This is a genomic window from Kitasatospora sp. NPDC032150 (assembly GCF_055579945.1).
In genome coordinates this window covers 37020-60663 of sequence record NZ_JBVIMH010000031.1, presented here as the reverse complement: position 1 = coordinate 60663, position 23644 = coordinate 37020, and the positions used below count along the sequence as shown (strand labels likewise).

Here is a 23644-nt window from a genome sequence, read left to right as displayed (position 1 = left end):
TGTGTCAGCTGGTGGCGATCTTTGTAAGGTGCTATCTCGCCTTTTGGTCCTGGTCTTGGGCGGTTCCTGTACCGGTTGTCGCTTGCCGGTTCAGGGGCCGTCGCCCGGGGCTATCCGACGCTCTGCGACCGGCCGACCGGCTGTCCGGTCGGGCCCGGCGCCGGCTGGGTGGGCGCGGTGCTCGGCTGGGTCGTGGGGTTCGGCCCGGGAGTCGCCGTGCGGGTCGGCGCGGGCCGGGTGGCCGTCGGCCGGGAGGTCGGCGAGGATCCGCCGGAGGGAGTGCCGTCGCCGCCCGAGCCGCCCGAGCCGCTCGGGGTCGCGGTGGGGGAGGCGGTGGCCGAGGGCGTGGACGCGGAGGGCGAGGACGTCCCCGGTGCGGTGCCGCCCGACGGCGTCGCCGCGGCGGCCGAACCGCCGGAGGGGCCGGAGAGCAGCGGGTTGTCCGCCGAGGACCCGTCGAAGTCGCTGATCGGCTGCCCGGCCAGGGCGGACTTCATGTAGGCGGTCCACACCTGGGTCGGGAACTTGCCGCCGGCCGCGGCCGGGACACCGCCGACCCCGTCCAGGGTGACCTGGGCGCCGGTGGCGGGGTCCTGGCCGAACAGGGCGACGGAGGTGACCAGTTCGGGCGTGTAGCCGACGAACCAGACCGACCTGGAGTCGTCGGTGGTGCCGGTCTTGCCCGCCACCGGCCGGCCGAGCGCCTGGGCGCGGTAGCCGGTGCCGCCCGGGTCGCTCACCACGCCCTGCAGCATCGTGGTGACCGCCTGCGCGGTCCGCTTGCCGATCGCCTGGGCCGTCTTGGGCGCGGGCAGCTCGACCTGATCGCCCTCGTGTTCGAGCGACTTCACGATCCAGGGGGTGATCTGCTGGCCGTCGTTGTCCAGGGTGGCGTACACCCCGGCCATGTCGAGCACGCTGGGCGTGGCGGTACCGAGCGGGATCGACGGGTGGGCCGCCAGACCCGGGGTGTCCGTGGGCAGCCCCAGCGCGACGGCGGTCTGCCGGACCTTCTCCAGCCCGGTGTCCTGGGCGAGCTGGGCGAAGACCGAGTTCACCGACCAGTCGGTGGCCTGCTGCAGGGTGATCCGGCCGTAGTCCGTGCCGCCCTCGTTCGGCGGGGCGTACGGCGTGCCGGTTCCGCCCACCACCGGGCGGCCGCTGGTGCCGTCGTAGAGCGTGTCCGGACTGATCCGGACGCCGTTCTGGGTGCGGGCGCCGCTGTCCAGGGCGGCGGCCAGCGCGATCGCCTTGAAGGTCGAACCGGCCTGGTAGTCCTGCCGGGTGGCGTTGTCCACCCAGTGCCTGGTGGCGTCGCTGCCGCCGTACAGCGCCACCACCGCGCCGGTCTTCGGGTCCACCGAGGCGGCACCGGCCTGGGCGTTCGCGTCCTTCTTCCGCTCGTCGGGGGAGAGGTTGTCGGTGAGCTGCTGCCGGACGGCGTCCTGCAGGTCCTGCTCGCGCCCGGCGTCGACGGTCAGCGTGATGGTGTAGCCGCCCCGGGCGAGTTCGGCGTCGGTGACGATGCCGTGCGAGGTCAGGTAGTCGGTGGCCGTGCCGACCAGGTACCCGGCCTGGCCGGAGAGGCCGGGAGCGCTCTTCGGCCCCCGCACCTGGGGGAAGGTGACGGCGGCGCGCTGGTCGGCGGTGAGCCAGTTCTGCTGGACCATGCCGTCCAGCACGTAGTTCCAGCGGTCGATGGCGCCCTGCTTGCCCTTGGGCGTCGCGGTCGAGACGTCGTACGCGCTCGGCGCGTTCAGCAGGGTGGCGAGGTACGCGCCCTGGGCCGCGTCGAGCTGACTGGCGTCGACGCCGAAGTACGCCTGGGCCGCGGCCTGGATGCCGTAGGCGCCCCGGCCGTAGTACGAGGTGTTGAGGTAGCCGGCGAGGATCTCGTCCTTGCTCTGGGTGGCGTCCACCTTGAGCGAGATGAAGAGCTCCTTCACCTTGCGGCTGATGGTCTGCTTCTGGGTCAGGTAGGTGTTCTTGACGTACTGCTGGGTGATCGTCGAACCGCCCTGGGTGGCGCTGCCGGTGGCGGTGTTGAACGCGGCCCTGGTCAGGCCCTTCAGGTTGACCGCGCCCTCGTGGTAGAAGTTCCGGTCCTCGGCGGCGAGGGCGGCGTGCTGGGCGGCGGGGGAGACCCTGTCGAGGCCCACGTTCTGCCGGTTGGTCTGGCCGGTGCGGGCGATCAGGGTGCCGTCCTGGTAGAGCCAGGTGTTGCTCTGCGCGGTCGCGGCGGCGTGTGCGTCCGGGACCTTGACCACGATCATGCCGAGCGTGAACAGGCCCACCCCGAGCAGGAGGGAGGTCACCAGGCCGAGCAGGGTCAGCCGCCAGGTGGGTACCAGCCGGCGCCATCCGGTCCGGCGGGGGCGCCGGGGCAGGCGGCCGGTGCGACGGGCGAGCGGAAGCGGGCGGAGGCCGGTGGGCGATATGCGCGGCAACGTGGCGCCTTTCCGGCGAGCCCGGTGACGGTTGCTCACGCGATCTGGGACGGACGGCAGACCGATTCAGCCTGCCTGATGCCGCTGTGTGCCGTTAGGGACCTTTGTCCTGTTTTGTTTCACGATCGTGTAACCGGGGGCTCCGGGGTGGCGGTGGAATGCCGAAACGCCCGAGGGCCTCCCCGTCGAAACGGAGAGGCCCTCGGGCTGTCTGTGCGCCGCCAGGGACTCGAACCCCGGACCCGCTGATTAAGAGTCAGCTGCTCTAACCAACTGAGCTAGCGGCGCCTGCTGACAGGGAAAACAATACACGTCTCGTGCGGGTGTTCCGAATCGGTCCGCCTGGCCACATGGCAACGAATGTCCGGGTTGTCCCTGATTGGGGTGGCTGTCGGCCCGGTTGTCCCGGGTTCGGGTGTTCGGATGTGGCGCGGCTCACCCTCCCCCTGGCCGGCCGGGGTGGGGGGGGCTGGAGGAGGTGCCGAACCGCGGGGCGGCCCAGGAGGCCGGGGCGATGGGTCGGCGAGTGGCCGACGCGCGGAGGCGTGATCGGAATGCCGAAACGCCCGAGGGCCTCCCCGTCGAAACGGAGAGGCCCTCGGGCTGTCTGTGCGCCGCCAGGGACTCGAACCCCGGACCCGCTGATTAAGAGTCAGCTGCTCTAACCAACTGAGCTAGCGGCGCCTGCTGACGTGGAAGACTCTACGCGACTTCGCCCGGATCTCCGAATCGTGATCGGTCGGTCACCGTCGGTCGAGCGTCAGATGTCCGGGAAGTGGCAGGCGGCGGCGTGGTCCCGGCCCCCGGCGGCGGCCGCGAGTGCGGGGGGCTCGGTCTCGCAGTGTCCGCGGCGGTCGGCCGGGAGGGCGGCGTAGACGGGGCAGCGCGCCCGGAAGGGGCAGCCGGTGTGCCGCTCGGTGGGAGAGGGCGGGTCGCCGGCCAGCAGGATGCGCTCACGACCGCGTTCGGCGGCGGGGTCGGGCAGCGGGACGGCCGAGAGCAGGGCCCGGGTGTACGGATGCCGGGGCCGCTCGAACACCTCCGCGACAGCGCCGGACTCGACCGTCCGCCCGAGGTACATCACGCTGACCCGGTCGGAGAGGTGTCGGATCACCGACAGGTCGTGCGAGACGAAGAGGTAGGCGAGTCGCAGCTCCGCCTTGAGCTGCTGGAGCAGGTTGAGCACGCCGGCCTGCACCGACACGTCCAGCGCCGACACCGGTTCGTCCAGTACCAGCAGCTGCGGCCGGACCGCGAGCGCCCGGGCGATGGAGATCCGCTGCCGCTGCCCGCCGGAGAACTGGTGCGGGTAGCGGGTGGCGTGCGCCGGCTCCAGTCCGACCTGGCGGAGCAGTTCGGGCACCCGCCGTCCGATCAGTTCGCGGGAGGCGCCCTGGGCCAGCAGCGGTTCGGCGACGATGTCGGAGACCGGCATCCGCGGGTCCAGGCTGGCCATCGGGTCCTGGAAGACGATCTGGATGTCGGAGCGCAGCCGGTGCGCGGCCGCGCGGTCGAGCCGTGCGGTGTCCTGGCCGAGGATTTCGATGGTGCCGGCCTCCGGCCTGGCCAGGCGCAGCAGTTCGAAGAGCGTGGTGGACTTGCCCGATCCGGACTCGCCGACCAGACCCAGGGTCTCGCCGCGCCGGACGTCCAGCTCGACGCCGTCCACGGCGTAGACCTCGCCGATCTTCCGCTTGAAGACGCTGCCCTTGAGCACCGGGAAGGTCTTGGCGAGTCCGGTCACCCGCAGGACCGGCTCGCGTTCGTCCCGGGCCGTCGGGTCCGCCGGTCCGACCGGCAGCTCCGGCACCGGGTAGACCTCGCTCGGCGCGGGGGCGCGCTCGGCCAGCTCCTCGGCCTTGACGCAGGCCGCGAGGTGGCCGTCGGCGCCGCTCAGCGGCGGTTCGGCGGTGCGGCAGCGGTCATCGGCGAGCGGGCAGCGGGTCGCGAACGGGCAGCCGGGCGGCAGGGCGGCGAGCGACGGCGGGCTGCCGGGGATCGGGACCAGCGGGCCGCCGCCGCCGTCCAGCCGGGGCACCGCGCCGATCAGTCCGAGCGTGTACGGGTGCCTGGGGCGGGCGAACAGCTCGTCCACGCCTGCCGTTTCGACCACGCGCCCGGCGTACATCACCGCGACCCGGTCGGCCATCCCGGCGATCACGCCGAGGTCGTGGCTGACCAGGACCAGTGCCGCGCCGGTCTCGCGCTGCGCGGTGCGCAGCACGTCGAGCACCTGGGCCTGGATGGTGACGTCCAGGGCGGTGGTGGGCTCGTCCGCGAGCAGGATGTCGGGGTCGTTGGCGATCGCCATCGCGATCATCGCGCGTTGGCGCATACCGCCGGAGAACTCGTGCGGGAAGCTGTCCAGCGCGCGCTCGGGGGAGGGGATGCCGACCAGGTCGAGCAGTTCGGCGGCCCGTCCGCGGGCCGTCGGCCTGTCCAGGTCCTGGTGGATGCGCAGGGCTTCGACGATCTGGTCGCCGATCCGGTAGACCGGGGTGAAGGCGGAGAGCGGGTCCTGGAAGACCATCGCCACCCGGCGGCCCCGGATCGCGGCCAGTTCCTTTGCGGGCAGGCCGAGCAGCTCGCGTCCGTCCAGCCGGACCGAGCCGCCGACGGTCGCGGTGGACGGCAGCAGGCCGAGGACCGCCAGTGAGGTGACGGACTTGCCGGACCCGGACTCGCCGACGATGCCGAGGGTCTCGCCGCGCCGCAGCCGCAGGTCCACTCCGCGCACCGCCGGGGTGCCGTTGAACTCGACGGTCAGGCCGTCGACGTTGAGCAGGTCCGTTTCCACGGCCGCCTTCACTTGCTGCTCCGGGGGGTGCGACGGGACTTGCGGGGCTCGCGGGCCCCTTCCGAGGTCGGGTCCAGGGCATCGCGCAGCCCGTCCCCGATCAGGTTGACCGCCAGGACGAAGAGCACCAGCAGCCCGGCGGCGAAGTAGAACAGCCAGGGGTAGACGGGCGCCTGGTCGGTTCCGGCGGCGAGCAGGGTGCCGAGCGAGACGTCCGGGGCGCGGACGCCGAAGCCGAAGTAGGAGAGCGCGGTCTCGCTCATCACGGCGCCGCCGACCGCGATGGTGGCGTCGGTGATCAGGAAGGAGGCGACGTTCGGCAGGATGTGCCGCAGGATGATCCGCAGCGGCTTGACCCCCATGAACTGGGCCGCCCGGACGAACTCCCGCTCCCCCAGCGAGCGGGTCATCGAGCGGACCACCCGGGCGGTGATCATCCAGTTGAAGGCGGCCAGCAGTGCGACGAAGGCGATCCAGCCGGCTCCGCGAAGCTTGGGCGAGACGATGGTGATGATCAGGAAGCTGGGGAAGACCAGCATCAGGTCCACCAGGAAGGTGAGCGCGCGGTCGGTCCAGCCGCCGAAGTAGCCGGCGCAGGCGCCGACCAGTGAGGCCAGCACGGTGGAGCAGAGCGCCACCAGCAGGCCGATGATCAGTGACTTCTGCAGGCCGCGCACGGTCTGCGCGAAGACGTCCTGACCGAGGCCGTTGGTGCCGAACCAGTGCTGCCCGGAGGGTGGTTGGCGGATCGCCAGGTAGTCGGGGGTGGCGTAGTTCCACGGCGTCAGGTACGGGCCGCCGAAGGCCAGCAGGAAGAGCAGCAGCACGATGGCGCAGCCGACCAGCACCCCGCGTGCGGCCAGCATCCGGCCCATGACGAGTCTGAGCCGGCCGGCGGGAGCGGCCTCCTCGGGTGCCTGGAGGGGAGGGTTGTCGGCGAAGACGGCGGTCATGTCGATCGGCTCCTCAGGACCGTACGCGCGGGTCGAGCGCGGCGTGCAGCAGGTCCGCGAGGAAGCCCGAGGCCAGCACCACCACGGCGGCGAACAGGTTGACCGCGACCACCGAGTTGACGTCCTGCTCGTTGATCGCCTGGATGAACCACTCGCCCATGCCGTGCCAGCCGAAGATGGTCTCGGTGAAGGTCGCGCCGGTGAAGATGCCCAGGAAGCTGTAGGCGAACATGGTCGACATCGGGATGATCGCGGTGCGCAGCCCGTGCTTGAGCAGTGCCCGGCTGCGGGTCAGGCCCTTGGCCTCGGCGGTGCGCAGGTAGTCGGAGCCGAGCACGTCGAGCATGGTGCCGCGCTGGTAGCGGCTGTACATCGCCAGCCCGCCGAGGGCCAGCGAGAGCGTGGGCAGCAGCAGGTGCAGCGCCCAGTCACCGAGATGGGCCCCGATCCCGCCGGTCAGCCCGGGGGTCTCGTACCCGGTGAACGGGACGACCTCGTGGCCGAGTGCGTCCTTGGCGGCGATGGCGCCGTTCTTCAGCAGCAGGGCCACCAGGAAGACCGGGGTGGAGAGCAGCACGAACGAGAACAGGGTAAGTGCCCGGTCGGAGATCCGGTACTGGCGGATCGCGCTCCAGGCGCCGCCCGCCACGCCGAGCAGCATCCCGAGCAGGCTGCCGATCAGCAGCAGCCGCAGCGACACCAGGAGCCGGCGCCCGAACTCGGCGTTGACCGAGGTGTTGTGGATGGTCCGGCCGAGGTCGGCGTGCAGCACCAGATCGCCCGCCCAGGTGCCGAAACGTTCCACCACCGGGGTGTGGTCGTTGATGTTCAGCTCGGTCAACTGCCGGTCCACCGAGGCGGCGGACGGGCGGGGCTGCTTGGCCTCGAAGTACGTCCTGGGGCCGAGCGCGGCGCTGGAGAGCGCGTACGCCAGGAAGACCGCGACGACCAGCAGGACGACGTAGTACCCCAGGCGCTTGACCAGGTAGCGGATCACCGCCCACCACCGGGGATGCCGTTCGGGAGCCTGCTGTGCATGATCAATGGCCTTCGGTGAGCGGGGACTTGACGCACTTTCGCGCAGCAGTTGTACGGCAGATGCGGTCGGTCGTCCAGAGGGTGCGGCGCCCGCGGCTTCAGCCTGGCGGGGGAAGCCGCAGGTCAGAGTCTTGCAGGCCGGTGCTTACGGAGTATTGCGGCAGTGTTTCGGTCCATTGCGATTCGATCAGCCGCCAACGCGCCCCTCTGGTGGCCGAGTTGATCGCCTGTTACGTTCCTCCTCACTGGACGCCCGAGTTGGCTGCCCACCTTCAAGGCTTGCCATGCCCGGCCGCGCCCAATCATTCGAAGACTCCCCGGGGGAACCCCTCATGGACGCATCCACCACCGCCCGCGGCCTCGGCCGGGCCGCCGTCGCCGCGATCGCCCTGGCGCTGACCGTCACCGGCTGCAGCTCCGGTGGCTCGGGCTCCACCGGTGATGTGGCCAAGACGGTCGCCCCCGTCCAGGACGCCGACGACATCAACGCCCAGCCGCTGGACAAGATCAAGGACGGTGGCGAGCTGCGGGTGGCCGTGCCGCAGTGGATCACCCAGTGGAACCCGTACCAGGTGGACGGCCGCTACGGCGACGCGGTCGACATCATGGGCTACGTCGAGGCGAAGATCTTCCGCACCGACGCCAAGGGCGTCTTCCATCCGGTGCCGGAGTACCTGGTCTCGGCCGAACTCACCTCCACCTCACCGCAGGTGGTGACGTACAAGATCAACCCCAAGGCCAAGTGGTCCGACGGGAAGCCGATCTCCTACCAGGACTTCAAGGCGGTCTGGCAGTCCACCAACGGCAAGGCCCAGGGGTACAACATCGCGGACTCCTCCGGCTACGACCAGATCTCCGGTGTGGAGAGGGGCGCGGACGACCAGGAGGTCAAGGTCACCTTCAGCACCCCGTACGCGGACTGGCAGAACCTGTTCAACCCGCTGGTGCCGGCCTCCATGCTGGCCACCGCAGACGTGTTCAACACCGGCTCGGTCGAGAAGGTCGCCGTCTTCGGCGGGCCGATGAAGATCGGCAGCATCGACAAGAGCGCCCAGACCATCACCCTGGTGCGCAACCCCGACTGGTGGGGCACTCCGGCCAAGCTGGACAAGATCACCTATCGGGCGATGGACTACCCCGCGATGACCCAGGCCTACCTCAACAACGAGATCGACGAGGCCCCGGCGAGCACCTCGACCGCGTACGACCAGCTCAAGGACGCCAAGGGCACCCGGATCAGCACCGGCACCCCGTGGGACGAGGTGCACATCTCCTTCGGCGGCAACGGTGCGCTGGCCGACCAGACCCTCCGTCAGGCGATCGGCCGGGCGATCGACCGCGACGCGCTGATCAAGGTGGTCAACCAGGGCATGCCGATCCAGTTCAAGAAACTGGACAACCACCTCTACATGCTCAACCAGGCGGGCTACCGGAACAACTCGGGCGACTGGGCCAGGTACTCGCCGGACGTCGCCAAGCAGCTGCTGGACAAGGCGGGGTGGAAGGAGGGCGCGGCCGGCCAGCCGCGCACCAAGGACGGCCAGTCGCTGGAGCTGCACTTCGTGGTCAGCGACGGCGGCACCCAGCAGCAGCTGGACATGGTCTCCGCGGTGCAGAACATGCTGCAGCAGGTGGGGATCAAGATGGACATCGACAAGGTGTCCAGCAAGGAGTACTTCGCCAAGTACATCGACCAGGGCAAGTTCGACCTGGCCAGCTGGCGGAACACCGACTCCTTCCCGCTCTCCCAGGGCGTCACCAACTTCCGGGCGCCCGAGGGCGACAACGTGTTCGGCAACTTCTCCAAGCTCAGCACCCCCGAGATCGACTCGCTGCTGAAGAAGGCTGCCGCCACCCTGGACAAGACCGAGGCCGACAAGCTCTACAACGAGGCGGACGCCAAGATCTGGGAGCTCGGCCACACCATCGAGATCTACCAGCGGCCCAGCATCCTGGCCGTCCGCAAGGACCTGGCCAACGAAGGGGCCAGCAGCCTCGCCAATCCCGACATCACCAAGATCGGCTGGTTGAAGTGAACCGGCGCCGCCGGGCCGGTCGAGAGCCTGGCGAACGGCAGGCGGAGCTGGCGAGCAGCGCGGTGATCACGGGGTCGATGGTGCGGACGCGGGAGGACGGTGGCTCCGCCCCCAAGTCTCGCCATCGGCCTTGACCTTCCGCGTTGCTCGCAGACCGCCCGTGTCGTCCCGTCCCAACGTTGGGAGGGAATCTATCCGGCCGCTCGGAGCGGACCGGGCAGCTTCCACGGGGCACGCCCGGGAGACGGCGAGCTGTCACCCGGTTCGCGCACTGCGCCGTCAACTGTCGCTGACACCAGGGCAAAACGATTGGAACCAGCCCATACGGCGTGCCGCAGCAGTGCGTGCGCCGCCCGTTTCGGGGTGCCAGGATCACGCTGACCGAACCGGACAGCGCTGATCGACGGTGCCCGCGGCGCTCCACCTGCCCGCGGCGCTCCACCTGCCCGCGGTGTGGTTGCTGCACGTCCGGCACGTCAAGCACGGGCGGCCCGACTGGTGCTGTCCGTCGCCGCGCCGGGCACGCTGCTGTGCACCCTTGCGGGCGGCAACGGCGTCCTCGCGGCCGGGCTGGTCACCGCCGCCGCGGTGGCCGCGGGGAGCACCCTCAGCGCTCGGCGGGGCCGCTGAGGCCTGTGCGCCGCGTTTTCGGTGCTTTGTCGGCGGGCCGTGCGAGCATGGCCCGTTCCGTCGTTCCGTCGTTCCGTCGTTCCGTCGTTCCGAGGAGAAGAGGCGCCATGCCCTCCGCCCGTGAAAAGCTCTCCGACCTGCCGTACGGGCACCTGCTCCGCCCGCACACCGGCCCGCTCGGCGAGGACGGGCGCTACGACACCGTCCACTTCGACGGCGGCTGCTACCAGGACCAGGCCGCGGGCGGCGCGAGCTTCCTGGAGTGCGCCTTCACCGGCGTGGAGTTCAGCGGCGTGAAGCTCCGCCAGGCCAGGTTCAACGAGGTCTGGATGCAGGACAGCCGTTGGGTCGCGGTCTCCGTCCCCGAGAGCGAGTGGCAGGACACCGAGCTGCTCGGCACGGTGCTCGCCGGTGTCTCGGCCTACGGCTCCGCGCTGCGCCGGGTGGTCTTCCGCCGCTGCAAGCTGGAGTCCGTCAACCTGCGCGGCGCGGTGCTGCGCGACGTGGCCTTCGAGGACTGCCTGCTGCGCGACGTCGACTTCGGCGAAGCCAAGCTGACCGACGTCTCGTTCCCGGGCAGCACCCTGGAGGAGGTCCGGTTCGGCAGTGCGCGGCTGCGCCAGGTGGATCTGCGCGGCGCCGTCCGCCTCGGCCTCGCGGACGGACCGGACGGGCTGCGTGGCGCGCTCATCTCCACGGCCCAACTCTTCGAGCTGGCACCGCAGTTCGCTCAGGCGCTGGGCATCTCCGTCAAGGACCGCTGACAATCCGTTCACTTCTGCTTAGCCGGACGAAGCGAGGCTGAACAGTCCGACAATCCTTGCTGCAAGACCATGGCCCAGCGCCCGGACCTGCGCAAAGATGCTGCGCGATCGATGGCGTGGACACAACGTGTGTGCACAACATCGCGACTGAAGGGACGGTCGGCCCCAGATGGCTGAGCTGAGTCGTAGGAAGTTCATGTCGCTGTCCGCCAGTGCGGCGGCGAGTGCGGCGGTCGCCGGAACGGTGGCCGGTGCCGACGCGCCGTCCGCCGCGGCGGCCACCGGTGCCGGCCTGAGCACCACCGGCACGATCACCGACGCCCGGCACATCGTGATCCTGATGCAGGAGAACCGCAGCTTCGACCACTACTTCGGCACGCTCAAGGGCGTCCGCGGCTTCGCCGACCGCAGCGCCATCCAGATCGCCGGCGGCTACAGCGTCTTCAACCAGCCCAACGGCCTGTTCTCCCGCCAGTACCCGTGGGCCTTCAACGCCGCCGACTCCGGTGCCACCTCAAGCGCGGAGATCAAGGCCCAGTGCAACGGCGACCTCGCGCACGCCTGGTCCGACCAGCACAAGGCGTGGAACGGCGGCAAGATGGACTCCTGGGTGTCCGCCAAGGGCACCGTCCGCACGCTGGGCTACCTGCGGCGCTCCGACATCCCGTTCCACTACGCACTGGCGGACAACTGGACGGTCTGCGACGCCTACCACTGCTCCGTGCTGAGCGCCACCGGTCCCAACCGCACCTACCACTGGAGCGGCATGATCGACCCGGCGGGCACCGCCGGCGGTCCGGCCTACGACGGCGGCGACGAGAAGGGGCTCCACTGGCAGACCTACGCCGAGGCGCTGGAGAACGCCGGGGTCAGCTGGAAGGTCTACCAGAACGCCGCCGACAACTTCGGTGACAACGCCCTCGCGTACTTCAACCAGTTCGCGAACGCCCCGGCCGGCAGCGCCCTGGCGGTCAAGGGCACGGGCTCCGTCCCCAAGGCCACCGGCAGGACCCCGGACGACATCGCCGCCGCGATCAAGGCCGACGTGCTGGCCGGCGCCCTCCCGCAGGTCTCCTGGATCGTCGCCGACCAGCAGTCCTCCGAGCACCCGTACGCCACCCCCGAGGACGGCGCGCACTTCGTGCACATGGTGATGGACGCCCTGAACGCGGACCCGGACGTCTTCAACTCCACCATCCTGCTGCTCAACTACGACGAGAACGACGGCTTCTTCGACCACGTCCCGCCGCCGGTCGCTCCGTCCGGCACTCCCGACGAGTTCTACAACGGCACCAACATCGGTCTCGGCTTCCGGGTCCCGCTGATAGCCATCTCACCTTGGAGCCGCGGCGGTTGGGTCAGCTCCGAGGTCTTCGACCACACCTCGGTGCTGCGCTTCCTGGAGGTCTGGACGGAGGCCATCGGCTCGCCCGCTGGTTGCGTCAACATCAGCGACTGGCGCCGCAAGGTCTGCGGCGACCTCACCGGCGTCTTCGACTTCGCCAACCCGGTGTACGGGATGCCCTCGCTGCCGGACACCTCGCAGACCATCGGCCTGGCCACCTGCGGCCCGCAGCTCAACCCCTCGCCGACCAGCAACGCGCTCCCCGCCCAGGAGCCCGGCACCCGCCCGGCCCGCGCCCTGCCCTACCAGCCCAACGCCAACCTCGACCACCTGGAGTTCGGCTCCGGCGGCGTGATGAAGGTCTGGCTGAGGATGGCCAACGAGGGCGCCCCGGGCGCCACTTCGGCGCACTTCGCGGCCTACGCCAACGCCTACCGCGGCGGCGGTCCGTGGCAGTACACCGTCGACCCGGGCGGCAACACCAGCGACTTCTTCAACTGCGGCACCAACTTCGGCAACGGCCCCTACGACCTCAGCGTCACCGGCCCCAACCGATTCCTGCGCCGCTTCAAGGGCGACGCCACCAAGCCCGGCAAGTCGGTCACCGTCACCGCCTCGTACGCGCCCGCCCCCGACACCGGCCGGCTCGCCGTCTGGTTCAAGCTCGACAACGCCGACAGCAGCGCGGTCACCTTCACCATCGCCCCGAACGCCTACCGGACCGACGGCCCCTGGACCTACACCGTCCAGCCCGGGGGCAGCACCAGCGACTACTTCAACGCCGTCGCCTACACCAACGGCTGGTACGACTTCACCGTCACCGTCAGCTCCGACTCCACCTGGTCCCAGCGCTTCACGGGCCACCTGGAGACCGGCGACCCGAGCATCTCCGGCTGAGCCGGCCGGCGCCCACGTCCGGCCCCGGCCCCGCGGACTCGCGGGGCGGGGGCCGGTGTCGGTGCGGCTACCGGTCGCGGGTGGGGGCGAAGTAGTCGGCGAGCATGGCGGTCGTCCACTCGGCCTGCCGCTGCTCGCCGCGCGGGCCGAACTCGGCGAACCAGGGCTTCACGTCGAGCACGGGTGTCCCGTTCACGGCATCGAGGTCCTCGACGTGGAGATCCAGCCCGTCGACCTTGAGCAGGCGGCAGCGGGAGACCCCGAGCCAGTTGAGGCGGCGCATGTTGCGGTGCCCGAAGATCCCGACCTCGGGCCAGTCGGGGTTGTCCCGGGGCCGGCGGGCACCCAGGTTCAGGTCGGTCGGGTCGGTGAGGTGGAACCGGAAGACGACCTCCAGGTGTGAGAAGTCCTCCAGCCCCCTGGTGGCCTCCGGGGTGAACCGGGTGCCGTCCAGGCGAATGATCGCCCGGGTGCCGCCCCAGTAGTCGTCCGTGGGCTCGGTGCGGCCGCCGACCACGTGGCCGAGCGGCTCGACCTGGAATGTCTCACGATCTGTCACTTGCACTCCTCATCACGCTGTTTCGGACAAGTGGCGGGCTGCGCGGACGTCCACCTCGCTGGTGATCGTGATTCCGCGCCGCCGGTACGGGGCGAGCAGGTTGCGCATGCCGACGGCGGCCTGCCGAGTGCGGCCGGACCGTACGCCGTCCATCGCGTCCAGTGCCTTGGACCAGGTGGCACAAGCTTCGTCGATGTTGTTCATCCTCATGTGCACGGATCCGAGGTATCCGAGTGTGACCGCGTGAGTCCGGGTGAACTTCGCGGCCTTCCGGGTGCGGACGCTACGGAGGAACTCCCGTACCGCACCGTCCAGGTCACCCATGTCGCGCAGCGTGCACGCGGTTTCGTGGGCGAGGCTCGCCTCGCCGAAGAAGAACACCCGGTCCGGTTCCTCCGCGCCCTCGTGTGCGGCGGCCAAGGCGTCCTCGGCGCGGAGGAGCGCTTTGGCGGCGGCGTTCCTGCGGCCTGAGGCGGCCAGACTGCGGGCGTGGACAACGCCGAGCAGCGCCCGCTCGCGGGGGCCGGCGAGGTCGTACCGGTCGCCGTCCACGGATGCCGCGGCGAGGTTGACGGCCTCCTGGGGGTGACCCAGGTCGATCGCCTGGTGTGCCATGGCCCGCAGCACATGGGCGGCCATCGGTGGGCCGCCGGCCTCGGCTGCAAGCTTCACGGACTCGATGAAGTACTGCTGCGCGGTGGAGTGGCGGCCACTGTCAAAGGAACACGTTTGACCAGGCGGGCCAGTGCGTCCCCCGAGAGCCGCCGCCGCGCCGCCCGGCGGCGAGACGGGCCGCCCGGAGCGGCGCGGAGCCGGGGTCGCACCGGTGGCATACCCGGCGGCGTAGTGTGACAGTAAGGGAAGCCCATTGTCCGATCAGGACCCGAGGAGGAGACATGGGCATCTTGGACAGGCTGCGTGGCAAGGCCCACCAGCACCACGAGAGCCAGCAGGAGCGCGCCGCCCTCGCCCACGAGCGCGAGGCTCTCGCCCACGACGAGGCCTCCGATGCCTACAGCGCCGAGACCGAGCGGGCCCGCGAGGAGGCCCAGCGAGCGGCGGAGCTCAAGGAGCAGGACGAGAGGCGCGCCTCGGACATGACCTCCGAGGGCGACCCCTGGGATTGATCGGCCCAGGACCGGCCGGTGGGACCGACCGGTCCCACCGGCCAACCAGCGCACAGCCGGCCAACCAGCGCACAGCGGGGGGCGCACCCGACCGGACAGGGCGCGCCCGGCGGTGTGCCATGTGCCGGGGAGCCCCCCCAGCCCCTGATGGCGTCAAGTTCTGGCGTCAAGCCTTCAGCGCGGCGGTAGCGGCGGGCGCCGCAGGTCCGGTCGCGGCACGTCGGGCGGCGGCGGTACGGTGGCGGGGTGGTCCTCCAGCAGGTCCATCGCCATGCGGACCGCGGTGACCAGCTCGGTGTGCTCGCCCTTGGCCCAGTCGTGCGGGGAGCGCAGCACCTGGACGTCCGGGTCGACCCCGTAGTTCTCCACCGAGAAGCCGATGCCCCCGAGGAAGTAGGACGCGTTCTTCGGCACCGAGATCGCGGTCCCGTCGCCGAGCACGTGCCGGCCGGTCATCCCGACCACCCCGCCCCAGGTACGGGTGCCGACCACCGCGCCGAGCCCGAGCAGCTTGATGGCGGTGATGATGACGTCCCCGTCCGAGCTGGTGGCGTGGTCCGCGAGTGCCACCATCGGGCCGCGCATCGCGTCCCTGGGCCAGCGGACCGGCTCCCTGCCCCGGCTGAAGTCCCAGGCCATCACCCGGCGCCTGAGCTTCTCCAGGACGAGCTCGGAGACGTTCCCGCCGGCGTTCCCCCGGACGTCCAACACGACCGCCGGGCGGTCGAGTTCACGGCGCAGGTCGCGGTTGAACTGGGCCCAGCCGGAACCGCCGAGGTCCGGGATGTGCAGGTAGCCGCACCGGCCGTCGCTGAACTCCCGTACCAGGTAACGGCGTTTGATCACCCAGTCCTGGTAGCGGATCGGCCGCTCGTCCGTCAGCGGGGTCACCGCGATCCGCCGTACCTGCTGCTGCGGCCCGCTGCGGAAGGTGAGTTCGACGGTGCTGCCTCCGGTGCCGGCCAGCAGCGGCCCCACCCCGCGCACCGGGTCGGGCGGCCGCCCGTCGACGGCCAGCAGCTCGTCGCCGTCGCGCAGGCCGAACCCGGCCAGCGGGGCGCGCGCCCGGGGATCGGAGGACTCGCCGGGCAGGATCCGGTCCACCACCCACCGCCCGTCCGGCGTCCGGTGGACGTTGGCGCCCAGCAGGCCGAACGGCTGCTGGACGGGCGCCGGACCCTCGCCGCGCCGGGACGGGGTGACGTAGGCGTGCGAGGTGCCCAGCTCGCCGAGGAGCTCGCGGAGCACGTCGGCGAAGTCGTCCGGACTGGCGATGCGTTCGAGTAGCGGCTCGTACTGGGCGATCAGTTCGGGCCAGTCCAGGCCGCACATGTCGGCGTCCCAGAACTGGTCGCGGACGATCCTGGCCGCCTCCCGGTACGACTGCCGCCACTCGGCGGCGGGGTGCACGGTGTGCGTGATGCGGCGCAGGTCGACGGAGAGCGGCGGCGCGGCCGAACCGAGCTGGTGGAGGGTGAGCGAACCGCCCGTGTACACCAGGACGGCGCTCCCGTCGCCGGAGACCGAGAAGCCGTCCAGCCGGTCCACCACGGTTCTGCGGGTGCCGTGCGCCAGGTCGAAGTACTCCAGCGACGGGCGGCCCGAGATGTCGGCGGGGTTGGCGAAGGTCTGCCCCAGCGCGCCGGAGATCGGCCAGCGCAGCCAGAGCACGCCGCCGCGAACCGCCGCCGTGGCCGAGTACTTGGAGGCGATCACCGGGAAGGCCACCAGCCGGGAGGCGAGTCCGGCCGGATCCACCCGCACCGTGCCGTCGCCCTGCGCCATGCCGGGGTCGAGGCCGACCGGGGGCCTGCCCTCCGCGGCCGCGGCGAACGGTGACGGGGTGTCGTCCGCCAACGGCACCAGGTAGGGGCGGCAGCCGAGCGGGAAGGACATGTCCCCGGTGTGCACGTCGTGCACCGGGTCGAAGCCGCGCCAGGACAGGAAGACCAGGAAGCGCCCGTCCCGGGTGAACACCGGATGCTCGTCCTCGAACCGTCCGCCGGTCACCTCGACGACGTGCTCGGGCGCGTCCACCCGGGCCAGCTTGATGCTCCGCAGCGAGCGCCCGGCCACCGGTTGCGACCAGGTCAGCCAGAGCGAGTCCGGCGAGAAGGCCGGGCTGCTCACCGGCCCGTAGGAGGAGGCGGCCACCTGGCGGACGGCGCCGTCGACGGCCGAGACCAGCAGCAGCCGCCCGTCCGAGGCGGACACCGCCAGGGTGTGGCCGTCGGGGGTGGCGGCCAGTTCGAGCGCCCGGCCGATCCGGCCGGCGGCGATCCGGCGGGGCGCGGCGGCCCACGGGCCGTCCGGGCCGTCCTCGGACCGGCCGGGCGCGGGCAGTACGGCGATCTCGATCGCGTCCTCGCCCTCGGCGTCGGTCACCCAGGCCACCTGGCCGGTGTGGCCGAGCATCACCGGAAGCCTGGTCCGCACCCCGGGTCTGTCGGCGAGTGCCCTGGCGGGGCCGTCCCGGTGGCTCAGCCAGTACTGGCTGCCGCGCACGGTGACCACCGCGGCCCGGCCGGTGGCGTCGCAGACCAGGTCCTTGACCTGCAGGGCGGCGCTGACCTGGTACGAGCGGCGCCCGGCCCGCGAGCCGCCGAGCGGGACGTCGAGCCGGTGCGGATGCGGGGCGTCCAGGCTCTCCAGCAGCCAGAGGTCGCCCGCGTGCTGGTAGATGATCCGGGTTCCGTCGGTGGTGGCCTCGCGGGCGTAGTACGAGGCGTGGTCGGTGTGGCGGCGCAGGTCGGTGCCGTCCGGACGGACGGAGTAGACGTTGCCGACGCCCTCGTGGTCCGACAGGAAGGCGATCCGGTCGCCGACCGGCATCGGGGAGGCGAGATGCCCCTTGTGGTCGGGCAGCAGCTGGGTGCGGTCCAGCCAGAGCCGGCCGGTGGCGCCGCCCCGGTAGCGCTTCCAGGAGGCGGGTTCGTGCGGGGCGGCCGCGGTCAGCAGCACCGTGTGCTCGGCCCCGACCTGGGCGTCGTTGACCGGTCCCCAGGGCATCCGGCGGCCCGGCGAACCGTCCGGCGGCAGCGCGTACGCCCAGGTGTAGTGGCTGAACGGCTGGTGGTACGAGGTGACCGCGAGAACCTCGCCGTCCGGCAGCCAGCCGCGCACCCGGGTGTCCTGGCTGCCCCAGTAGGTGAGCCGGACGGCCTCGCCGCCGGTGGTCGGCGCGGTCCACACCTCGGGGGTGAGGGTCTGCCAACTGGTCCAGGCGATGGTGGAGCCGTCGAGGGAGAGCCGGGGGTGGCTGACCCTGGTCCGGTCGCAGCTGACCCGCCACGCCCGGCCGACCGTGCCGTCGGTGGCGAGCGGGGCGGCCCAGACGTCGTCCTCGGCGGTGCAGGTGAGCAGGCCGCCGCGCAGATGGGGAAACCTCAGATAGCCGGGCGCGGTCACGACTCCATGCTTCGGTGGGCTGCTGCGGGCCGCAACCGGGACTGCTCCCCGTGCTCCGGTCGGCCGACGGCGTGGACGGTGCGCCAGGGGACCGCCGCCGTCCGGTCGTTGGAAGTCGGCGGGGCGGCCCGTCCAGGGCGCCTCGGGGCGGGAGTCCCGGCCTGATGACGAGCGGCACCGGAACCCGCCGCCGAAAACGCCGGAAGGCCCCTCGCTGCTGCGAGGGGCCTTCCGGCTGTCTGTGCGCCGCCAGGGACTCGAACCCCGGACCCGCTGATTAAGAGTCAGCTGCTCTAACCAACTGAGCTAGCGGCGCCTGCTGACGAAGAGAACATTACCTGGTCAGCGGCCCGAAGTCCTAATCGGCCCCGAACGCCGGGTGTCAGCCGGCCGACCGCGGGGTGATCACGGCCTTGCGCCGGACCCGGCCGTCCTCGACCGGCCGGTGGGAATCGGCCGGCCGCGGTGCCTCGGGGCCGCCGGGCGCGCCGAAGGCCGATGGCGGCACGTCCGTGCGTCCGCGCCCCCGGATGGCCCCGACCTGCACGGTGAAGCGCGCCTGAGATCAAGGGCAGGCGCCGGATGCGTGACCCGAAAACTACGGTTTGTCAGATTTATGCTGAATCGGTGAACCAACTGTCGCTGCTGTTCGTGGTGCTGCTCGCCTCGATCGTGACCATCCCGGTGGCGCGGCGGACCGGCGTTCCGCAGCCGGTGCTGATGACGGTGGTCGGGCTGGTGATGGCCCTGGTGCCGCAGATCCCCAATGTGAAGGTCGAGCCGGAGCTGATCCTGCCGCTGGTGCTGCCGCCGCTGATCTTCGCGGTGGCCAGACGCTCCTCGGTGCGCTACTTCCGGGCCAACATCCGTTCGATCCTGCTGCTCGCCGTCGCCCTGGTGGTCATCACCACGGCGGCGGTCACGGGCGTCCTGCACTGGCGGGCCCCCGCCCTTCCGCTTGCCGCAGCGGTCGTGCTCGGCGCCCTGGTCTCCCCGCCCGACCCGGTCGCGGCGGTCGCGGTGGCCGGCAGCATCGGCCTGCCGCGCCGGCTGGTGGCGGTGCTGGAGAGCGAGGGCCTGTTCAATGACGTCACCGCGATCGTGATCTACTCGCTGGCCATCGAGGCCCAGGTCAGCGGTGACTTCTCACCCGTCCACGCGGTGCTGCGCTTCATCCTCTCCGCAGTGGTCGCCGTGGTCCTCGGCATCGCACTCGGCTGGCTCAACACCAGGCTGGCCGGAATTCTGGACGACCCCACCGAGCAGGTCGCGCTCAACCTGCTCGTCCCGTTCGCCGCGTACGTCCTGGCGGAGGAGGCGCACGGGTCCGGCGTGCTCGCCGTGGTGGTCTGCGCGCTCTACCTCGCCGACCGGGCCGCCGGCGCCGACGACGTCTCCTACCGGCTGGTCGGCAACGCCTTCTGGGAGATCGTCGAGATCCTGATCACGGGGGTCGCCTTCGGCCTGATCGGGCTCGAACTGTCCACCGTGCTCGCCGACGTCGGGGGCCGCTGGTACGGCATGCTCGGCGACACCGCCTGGGTGATCGCCACCGTGGTGCTGGCCCGGCTGGTCTGGCTGCTGCCGGCCGCCTGGATCTCCAAACGGGTCAGCCACGGGGAGGAGGACACCCCGATCAGCTGGCAGGAGACCGTGGTCCTCTGGTGGTCGGGCATGCGCGGGGTGGCCACCGTCGCGCTGGCGCTGGGCGTGCCGCTGCTGCTGGCCGACGGCAGCGGCTTCCCCGGCCGCAGCGAGATCGTCTTCGTCGCCTTCGGTGTGGTGCTGTTCACCCTGCTGGTCCAGGGCCTCACCCTGCCCTGGCTGGTCCGTCTGCTCCACCTGGACACCGGCCACGACCGGCACGAGCGGGAACTCAGGGAGATGTGGTGGCGGGCGGCGAAGGCCGGCCTGGACCGGTTGGCCGAGCTGGAGGAGGAGCGCCGGCTGCCGCCCGAGGTCGCCGAGCGGCTGCGCGACCGCCAGCACGACCGGTTGGCCAGACTCTGCCCGGAGAAGTACGAGGAGGAGGAAGCCGCCGAGGTCCGGCTGCGGGCCAGCCAGTGGCGGGCCGCCGCCGCGGTCGAGCAGGAGATGATCGCCGCTTCCCGCCGCGAGGTGCTGGCAGCCCGCAGTGAGGTCGGCGCCGACCCCGAGATCGTCGACCAGGTGATGCGCGGCCTCGACCTGCGCAGCAGGCGGGTATGACGCCGCGGTGGACGCCCGCGTGACGCTCCGGCGGAGCCTCGGTGACGTGTAGGTGACGGCGTTTCCGGGGCGCAGGTGACGCCGGGCCAGACGGGCCGGTCGGACGCGTAGGCTGTGCCGGGGCAGGCCGTCAACGGAGTCGGCGCACACAGCACCCCGTACCGCCAGACCCTCGCGCAACCCTCCCCGCTGGGCCCTGCCGGTATCCAAGAAACCGGATGAGTCAAGGAGCAACCGATGACGGAGAACCCTGTCGGCGGCCGTACCCCGCTGGACCGGCTGCCGCAGTGGGCGGCACTGGCCAAGCACCGGGAGTCGATCGGGCAGCAGCACCTGCGTGAGCTGTTCGCAGCGGACCCGGAGCGCGGCAACCGCTACGCACTCCAGGTCGGTGACCTCCGGGTGGACTACGCCAAGCACCTGATCAACGACGAGACCCTGCGCCTGCTCCGGGAGCTGGCCGAGGTCACCGGTGTCGCCGAGCTGCGGGACGCCATGTTCCGCGGCGAGAAGATCAACATCACCGAGGGCCGGGCCGTCCTGCACACCGCGCTGCGTGCCCCGCGCGAGGCCGTCATCGAGGTGGACGGCGAGAACGTCGTCCCCGCCGTGCACGCCGTACTGGACAAGATGGCCTCCTTCGCCGACCGGATCCGCTCCGGCGAGTGGAAGGGCCACACGGGCAAGCAGATCAGGAACATCGTCAACATCGGCATCGGCGGCTCCGACCTCGGCCCCGCGATGGCCTACGAGGTGCTGCGCTCCTACAGCCGGCGCGACCTCACCGTCCGCTTCGTCTCCAACGTGGACGGCGCCGACCTGCACGAGGCGGTGCGCGACCTGGACGCCGCCGAGACCCTGTTCATCGTGGCCTCCAAGACCTTCACCACGATCGAGACCATCACCAACGCCGTCTCCGCCCGCGACTGGCTGCTCACCCAGCTGAACAGCGGCACCGAGGCGGTCGCCAGGCACTTCGTGGCCCTCTCCACCAACGCCCAGGGCGTCGCCGACTTCGGCATCGACGTGGCGAACATGTTCGAGTTCTGGGACTGGGTCGGCGGCCGCTACTCCTACGACTCCGCGATCGGCCTCTCGCTCATGATCGCGATCGGCCCGGACAACTTCCGCCAGATGCTGGACGGCTTCCACCTGGTCGACGAGCACTTCCGCACCGCCCCGGCCGAGCAGAACGTCCCGCTGCTGCTCGGGCTGCTCGGCGTCTGGTACGGCGAGTTCTTCGACGCCCAGTCGCACGCGGTGCTGCCCTACTCGCACTACCTGTCCAAGTTCACCGCCTACCTCCAGCAGCTGGACATGGAGTCCAACGGCAAGTCGGTGGACCGCCAGGGCAACCCGGTCTCCTGGCAGACCGGCCCGGTGGTCTGGGGCACCCCCGGCACCAACGGCCAGCACGCCTACTACCAGCTGCTGCACCAGGGCACGAAGTTCATCCCGGCCGACTTCATCGGCTTCGCCAAGCCGGTCGCCGACCTGCGGCCCGGCCTGGTCGCCCAGCACGACCTGCTGATGGCCAACTTCTTCGCCCAGACCCAGGCGCTCGCCTTCGGCAAGACTCCCGAGGAGGTCGCCGCCGAGGGGGTCCCGGCCGAGCTGGTCCCGCACAAGACCTTCAAGGGCAACCACCCGACCACCACCATCCTGGCCGCCGAGCTCACCCCGTCGGTGCTCGGCCAGCTGATCGCGCTGTACGAGCACAAGGTCTTCGTCCAGGGTGCCGTCTGGAACATCGACTCCTTCGACCAGTGGGGCGTCGAGCTCGGCAAGGTGCTCGCCAAGCGGATCGAGCCGGTGCTGCTGACCGGTGAGGGAGCGGAGCAGCTGGACAGCTCCACCGCGGCTCTGGTGGCCAACTACCGTTCGCTGCGCGGGCGCTGACCGTCCTCCCGAGTGGGTCGCCGGTTCGCGGCGGCCCACCGCGGGGCTGCCGGTGACCGAAAACGCCGGAAGGCCCCTCGCTATTGCGAGGGGCCTTCCGGCTGTCTGTGCGCCGCCAGGGACTCGAACCCCGGACCCGCTGATTAAGAGTCAGCTGCTCTAACCAACTGAGCTAGCGGCGCCTGCTGACAGAGAAAACTCTAGCAGTGGCCCCGGGTGGAACCAAAATCGAATACCGGCCGGACCGGGTTCAGGCCGAGGGCAGGGGGTCGGGCTCGCCGTCCAGGCCCGCGGGTGCCGGGAGCGGCCCGTCGCAGGCGGCCGGGCCGTCGGCCTGCCCCCTGGAGGCGCGGACGCAGGCCCAGAGCACCGTGGCGGCGCCGGGCAGCCACGGCTCGCGGGTGTCCGGCGCCACGATCCAGCGGCCCGCGCCCTGGCCGGGGGAGTCGGGCGCGTCCACCATCCGCTGGACCGGCGGGACGGTCACCGCGTCGCCGGCCCCGTGGCAGAGCAGCGGCGGCACCTCGCGGGCCCACTCCTCCCAGGCCAGCAGCGTCCGCAGCCGGGGAGCCGCGCCCGGCTGTACGAAGAGCAGGGTCCGCCCGCGGAACAGCGCCACCGGGCCGCAACCCGGGCCGGACGCCCACAGCTCGTCCAGGACCCGGCGGCCGAACAGCGAGGGCATGCTGATCACGTCGAAGACCCGTCCGCACGGCAGTACCGACGGCGCCCACGGCCGGGACTGCCACAGTGCCCGCATGCTGCGCGGGTACTCGCTCGCCGAGGCCAGCCACGCCTCGCCGGCGACGGTGACGTACTCCACGGATTGATAGGTCCAGATGTCCACGTGCAGCAGCCTGACCCCCGAACCGCCCCGTGCGGAAGAAAAGCCCCATTCGCCGGACAGCGTCGACCCGGCAGGCGTACCCTTCCCGACCGCATATGCCACTGGCTACACCGGTTGGGGCGGGGCCTGCCGCGATGGGCGGGTGGGGCTCAAGGGGTGCCGGAGGATGCCGTCGGCGTAGCCGTGGGTACGGCTGGGTGGCTCAGTGCTCGCCCACGGCCTGCTGCTTCAGCAGCGTCTGTCCGTACTCGACCATCCGCGCCGCGTAGTCGGGCGTCCAATCGGCCTGGTCGGCGATCTCGGCGGGCGAGAGCGCGTCGAACCGCCTGGTGTCGGCGAGCTGTGCCGCCGCGATCGCCTGGAAGTCGGTGGCGCGTTCGGCCGCGGCCCTGAAGGCCAGGGTCAACTCGGTGGCGCGGCGCAGCAGTTCGGACGGGTCCTCGATGGCCTCCAGGTCGAAGAAGCGCTCCGGTTCGGGCTCGCTCGCCTGCGGCTCGAAGAGCAGGTGGGCCGGGCGCAGTCGGCGGACGGGGGTGCCCTGACCCGGTACGGCCGGTTCGGTGGGGCCGCTCGGGACGTGCTGGCCGCTCTGGCCGGAGACCGGCGAGTGGCGATCGGGCATGGGGGGACACCTCCGGGGTGCGGGTCGGTTCGCTGCCTCGTGGCATGGGCGGCCGGTATGGGCCACC

General features: G+C 71.3%; 16 protein-coding genes and 4 tRNA genes. 7 read left to right on the top strand and 13 right to left on the bottom strand.

Annotated elements, in window-relative coordinates:
• Window positions 1–110: 110 nt before the first annotated feature.
• The 6 genes from ACZ5ON_RS28380 to ACZ5ON_RS28355 all read right to left on the bottom strand — a co-directional run bounded on the left by ACZ5ON_RS28380 (window position 111) and on the right by ACZ5ON_RS28355 (window position 7194).
• On the bottom strand, window positions 111–2447 hold the full coding sequence (locus ACZ5ON_RS28380; protein WP_465598651.1) for a transglycosylase domain-containing protein: 2337 nt from the start codon (window positions 2445–2447) through the stop codon (window positions 111–113).
• Window positions 2448–2661: 214 nt separating this feature from the next.
• Window positions 2662–2735 (bottom strand) — tRNA-Lys (locus ACZ5ON_RS28375).
• A 322-nt stretch (window positions 2736–3057) separates the two neighbouring features.
• Window positions 3058–3131, bottom strand: a tRNA-Lys gene (locus ACZ5ON_RS28370).
• Window positions 3132–3207: 76 nt separating this feature from the next.
• Window positions 3208–5244 (bottom strand): ABC transporter ATP-binding protein, encoded by a 2037-nt coding sequence (locus ACZ5ON_RS28365; protein WP_465598649.1) that lies wholly within the window; start codon window positions 5242–5244, stop codon window positions 3208–3210.
• An 8-nt stretch (window positions 5245–5252) separates the two neighbouring features.
• Complete coding sequence (locus ACZ5ON_RS28360) at window positions 5253–6197, bottom strand: ABC transporter permease (protein ID WP_465598646.1); 945 nt, start codon at window positions 6195–6197, stop codon at window positions 5253–5255.
• 13 nt (window positions 6198–6210) lie between these two features.
• The gene (locus tag ACZ5ON_RS28355; RefSeq protein WP_465598643.1) at window positions 6211–7194 is read right to left on the bottom strand and encodes an ABC transporter permease; all 984 of its coding nucleotides are present in this window, start codon (window positions 7192–7194) and stop codon (window positions 6211–6213) included.
• A 373-nt stretch (window positions 7195–7567) separates the two neighbouring features.
• Between ACZ5ON_RS28355 and ACZ5ON_RS28350 the strand changes: the two genes are divergently transcribed.
• The 4 genes from ACZ5ON_RS28350 to ACZ5ON_RS28335 all read left to right on the top strand — a co-directional run bounded on the left by ACZ5ON_RS28350 (window position 7568) and on the right by ACZ5ON_RS28335 (window position 12907).
• Window positions 7568–9271: an ABC transporter family substrate-binding protein gene (locus tag ACZ5ON_RS28350; protein WP_465598640.1), complete on the top strand. Its 1704-nt coding sequence runs from the start codon at window positions 7568–7570 to the stop codon at window positions 9269–9271.
• A 453-nt stretch (window positions 9272–9724) separates the two neighbouring features.
• Window positions 9725–9901 carry a hypothetical protein gene (locus ACZ5ON_RS28345; protein WP_465598637.1) on the top strand — a complete coding sequence of 59 codons (177 nt, stop codon included), beginning with the start codon at window positions 9725–9727 and terminating at the stop codon, window positions 9899–9901.
• 107 nt (window positions 9902–10008) lie between these two features.
• A complete protein-coding gene (locus ACZ5ON_RS28340) occupies window positions 10009–10665 on the top strand; it encodes a pentapeptide repeat-containing protein (protein WP_465598634.1) in 657 nt (218 codons plus the stop codon).
• Between the two features lie 169 nt (window positions 10666–10834).
• Window positions 10835–12907 carry a phosphocholine-specific phospholipase C gene (locus tag ACZ5ON_RS28335; RefSeq protein WP_465598631.1) on the top strand — a complete coding sequence of 691 codons (2073 nt, stop codon included), beginning with the start codon at window positions 10835–10837 and terminating at the stop codon, window positions 12905–12907.
• Between the two features lie 67 nt (window positions 12908–12974).
• On the opposite strand, the gene ACZ5ON_RS28330 is transcribed toward ACZ5ON_RS28335, so the two are convergent.
• A complete protein-coding gene (locus ACZ5ON_RS28330) occupies window positions 12975–13466 on the bottom strand; it encodes a TrmO family methyltransferase domain-containing protein (protein WP_465598628.1) in 492 nt (163 codons plus the stop codon).
• Window positions 13467–13478: 12 nt separating this feature from the next.
• On the bottom strand, window positions 13479–14138 hold the full coding sequence (locus tag ACZ5ON_RS28325) for a hypothetical protein (protein ID WP_465598625.1): 660 nt from the start codon (window positions 14136–14138) through the stop codon (window positions 13479–13481).
• 224 nt (window positions 14139–14362) lie between these two features.
• Here ACZ5ON_RS28325 and ACZ5ON_RS28320 point away from each other — a divergent pair, with 224 nt between their 5' ends.
• The gene (locus ACZ5ON_RS28320) at window positions 14363–14593 is read left to right on the top strand and encodes a hypothetical protein (protein ID WP_344636219.1); all 231 of its coding nucleotides are present in this window, start codon (window positions 14363–14365) and stop codon (window positions 14591–14593) included.
• A gap of 174 nt (window positions 14594–14767) precedes the next feature.
• Here the strand turns inward: ACZ5ON_RS28320 and ACZ5ON_RS28315 are convergent, their stop codons facing one another.
• Window positions 14768–18001, bottom strand: a complete 3234-nt coding sequence (locus ACZ5ON_RS28315) for a S41 family peptidase (RefSeq protein ID WP_465598622.1) — start codon at window positions 17999–18001, stop codon at window positions 14768–14770.
• A 242-nt stretch (window positions 18002–18243) separates the two neighbouring features.
• Window positions 18244–18317 (bottom strand) — tRNA-Lys (locus ACZ5ON_RS28310).
• A gap of 311 nt (window positions 18318–18628) precedes the next feature.
• On the opposite strand from ACZ5ON_RS28310, the gene ACZ5ON_RS28305 reads away from it, so the two are divergent.
• Entirely contained in the window at window positions 18629–20209 is a 1581-nt protein-coding gene (locus ACZ5ON_RS28305; protein WP_465598619.1) for a Na+/H+ antiporter, read from the top strand.
• Between the two features lie 237 nt (window positions 20210–20446).
• Window positions 20447–22108 carry a glucose-6-phosphate isomerase gene (gene pgi / locus ACZ5ON_RS28300; protein WP_465598616.1) on the top strand — a complete coding sequence of 554 codons (1662 nt, stop codon included), beginning with the start codon at window positions 20447–20449 and terminating at the stop codon, window positions 22106–22108.
• Window positions 22109–22216: 108 nt separating this feature from the next.
• Here pgi and ACZ5ON_RS28295 read toward each other — a convergent pair.
• The 3 genes from ACZ5ON_RS28295 to ACZ5ON_RS28285 form a co-directional block, all read right to left on the bottom strand.
• A tRNA-Lys gene (locus ACZ5ON_RS28295) sits at window positions 22217–22290 on the bottom strand.
• A gap of 68 nt (window positions 22291–22358) precedes the next feature.
• Window positions 22359–22955 carry a bifunctional DNA primase/polymerase gene (locus ACZ5ON_RS28290; RefSeq protein ID WP_465598613.1) on the bottom strand — a complete coding sequence of 199 codons (597 nt, stop codon included), beginning with the start codon at window positions 22953–22955 and terminating at the stop codon, window positions 22359–22361.
• A gap of 202 nt (window positions 22956–23157) precedes the next feature.
• Window positions 23158–23577 (bottom strand): hypothetical protein, encoded by a 420-nt coding sequence (locus ACZ5ON_RS28285; protein ID WP_465598610.1) that lies wholly within the window; start codon window positions 23575–23577, stop codon window positions 23158–23160.
• Window positions 23578–23644 lie beyond the last annotated feature (67 nt).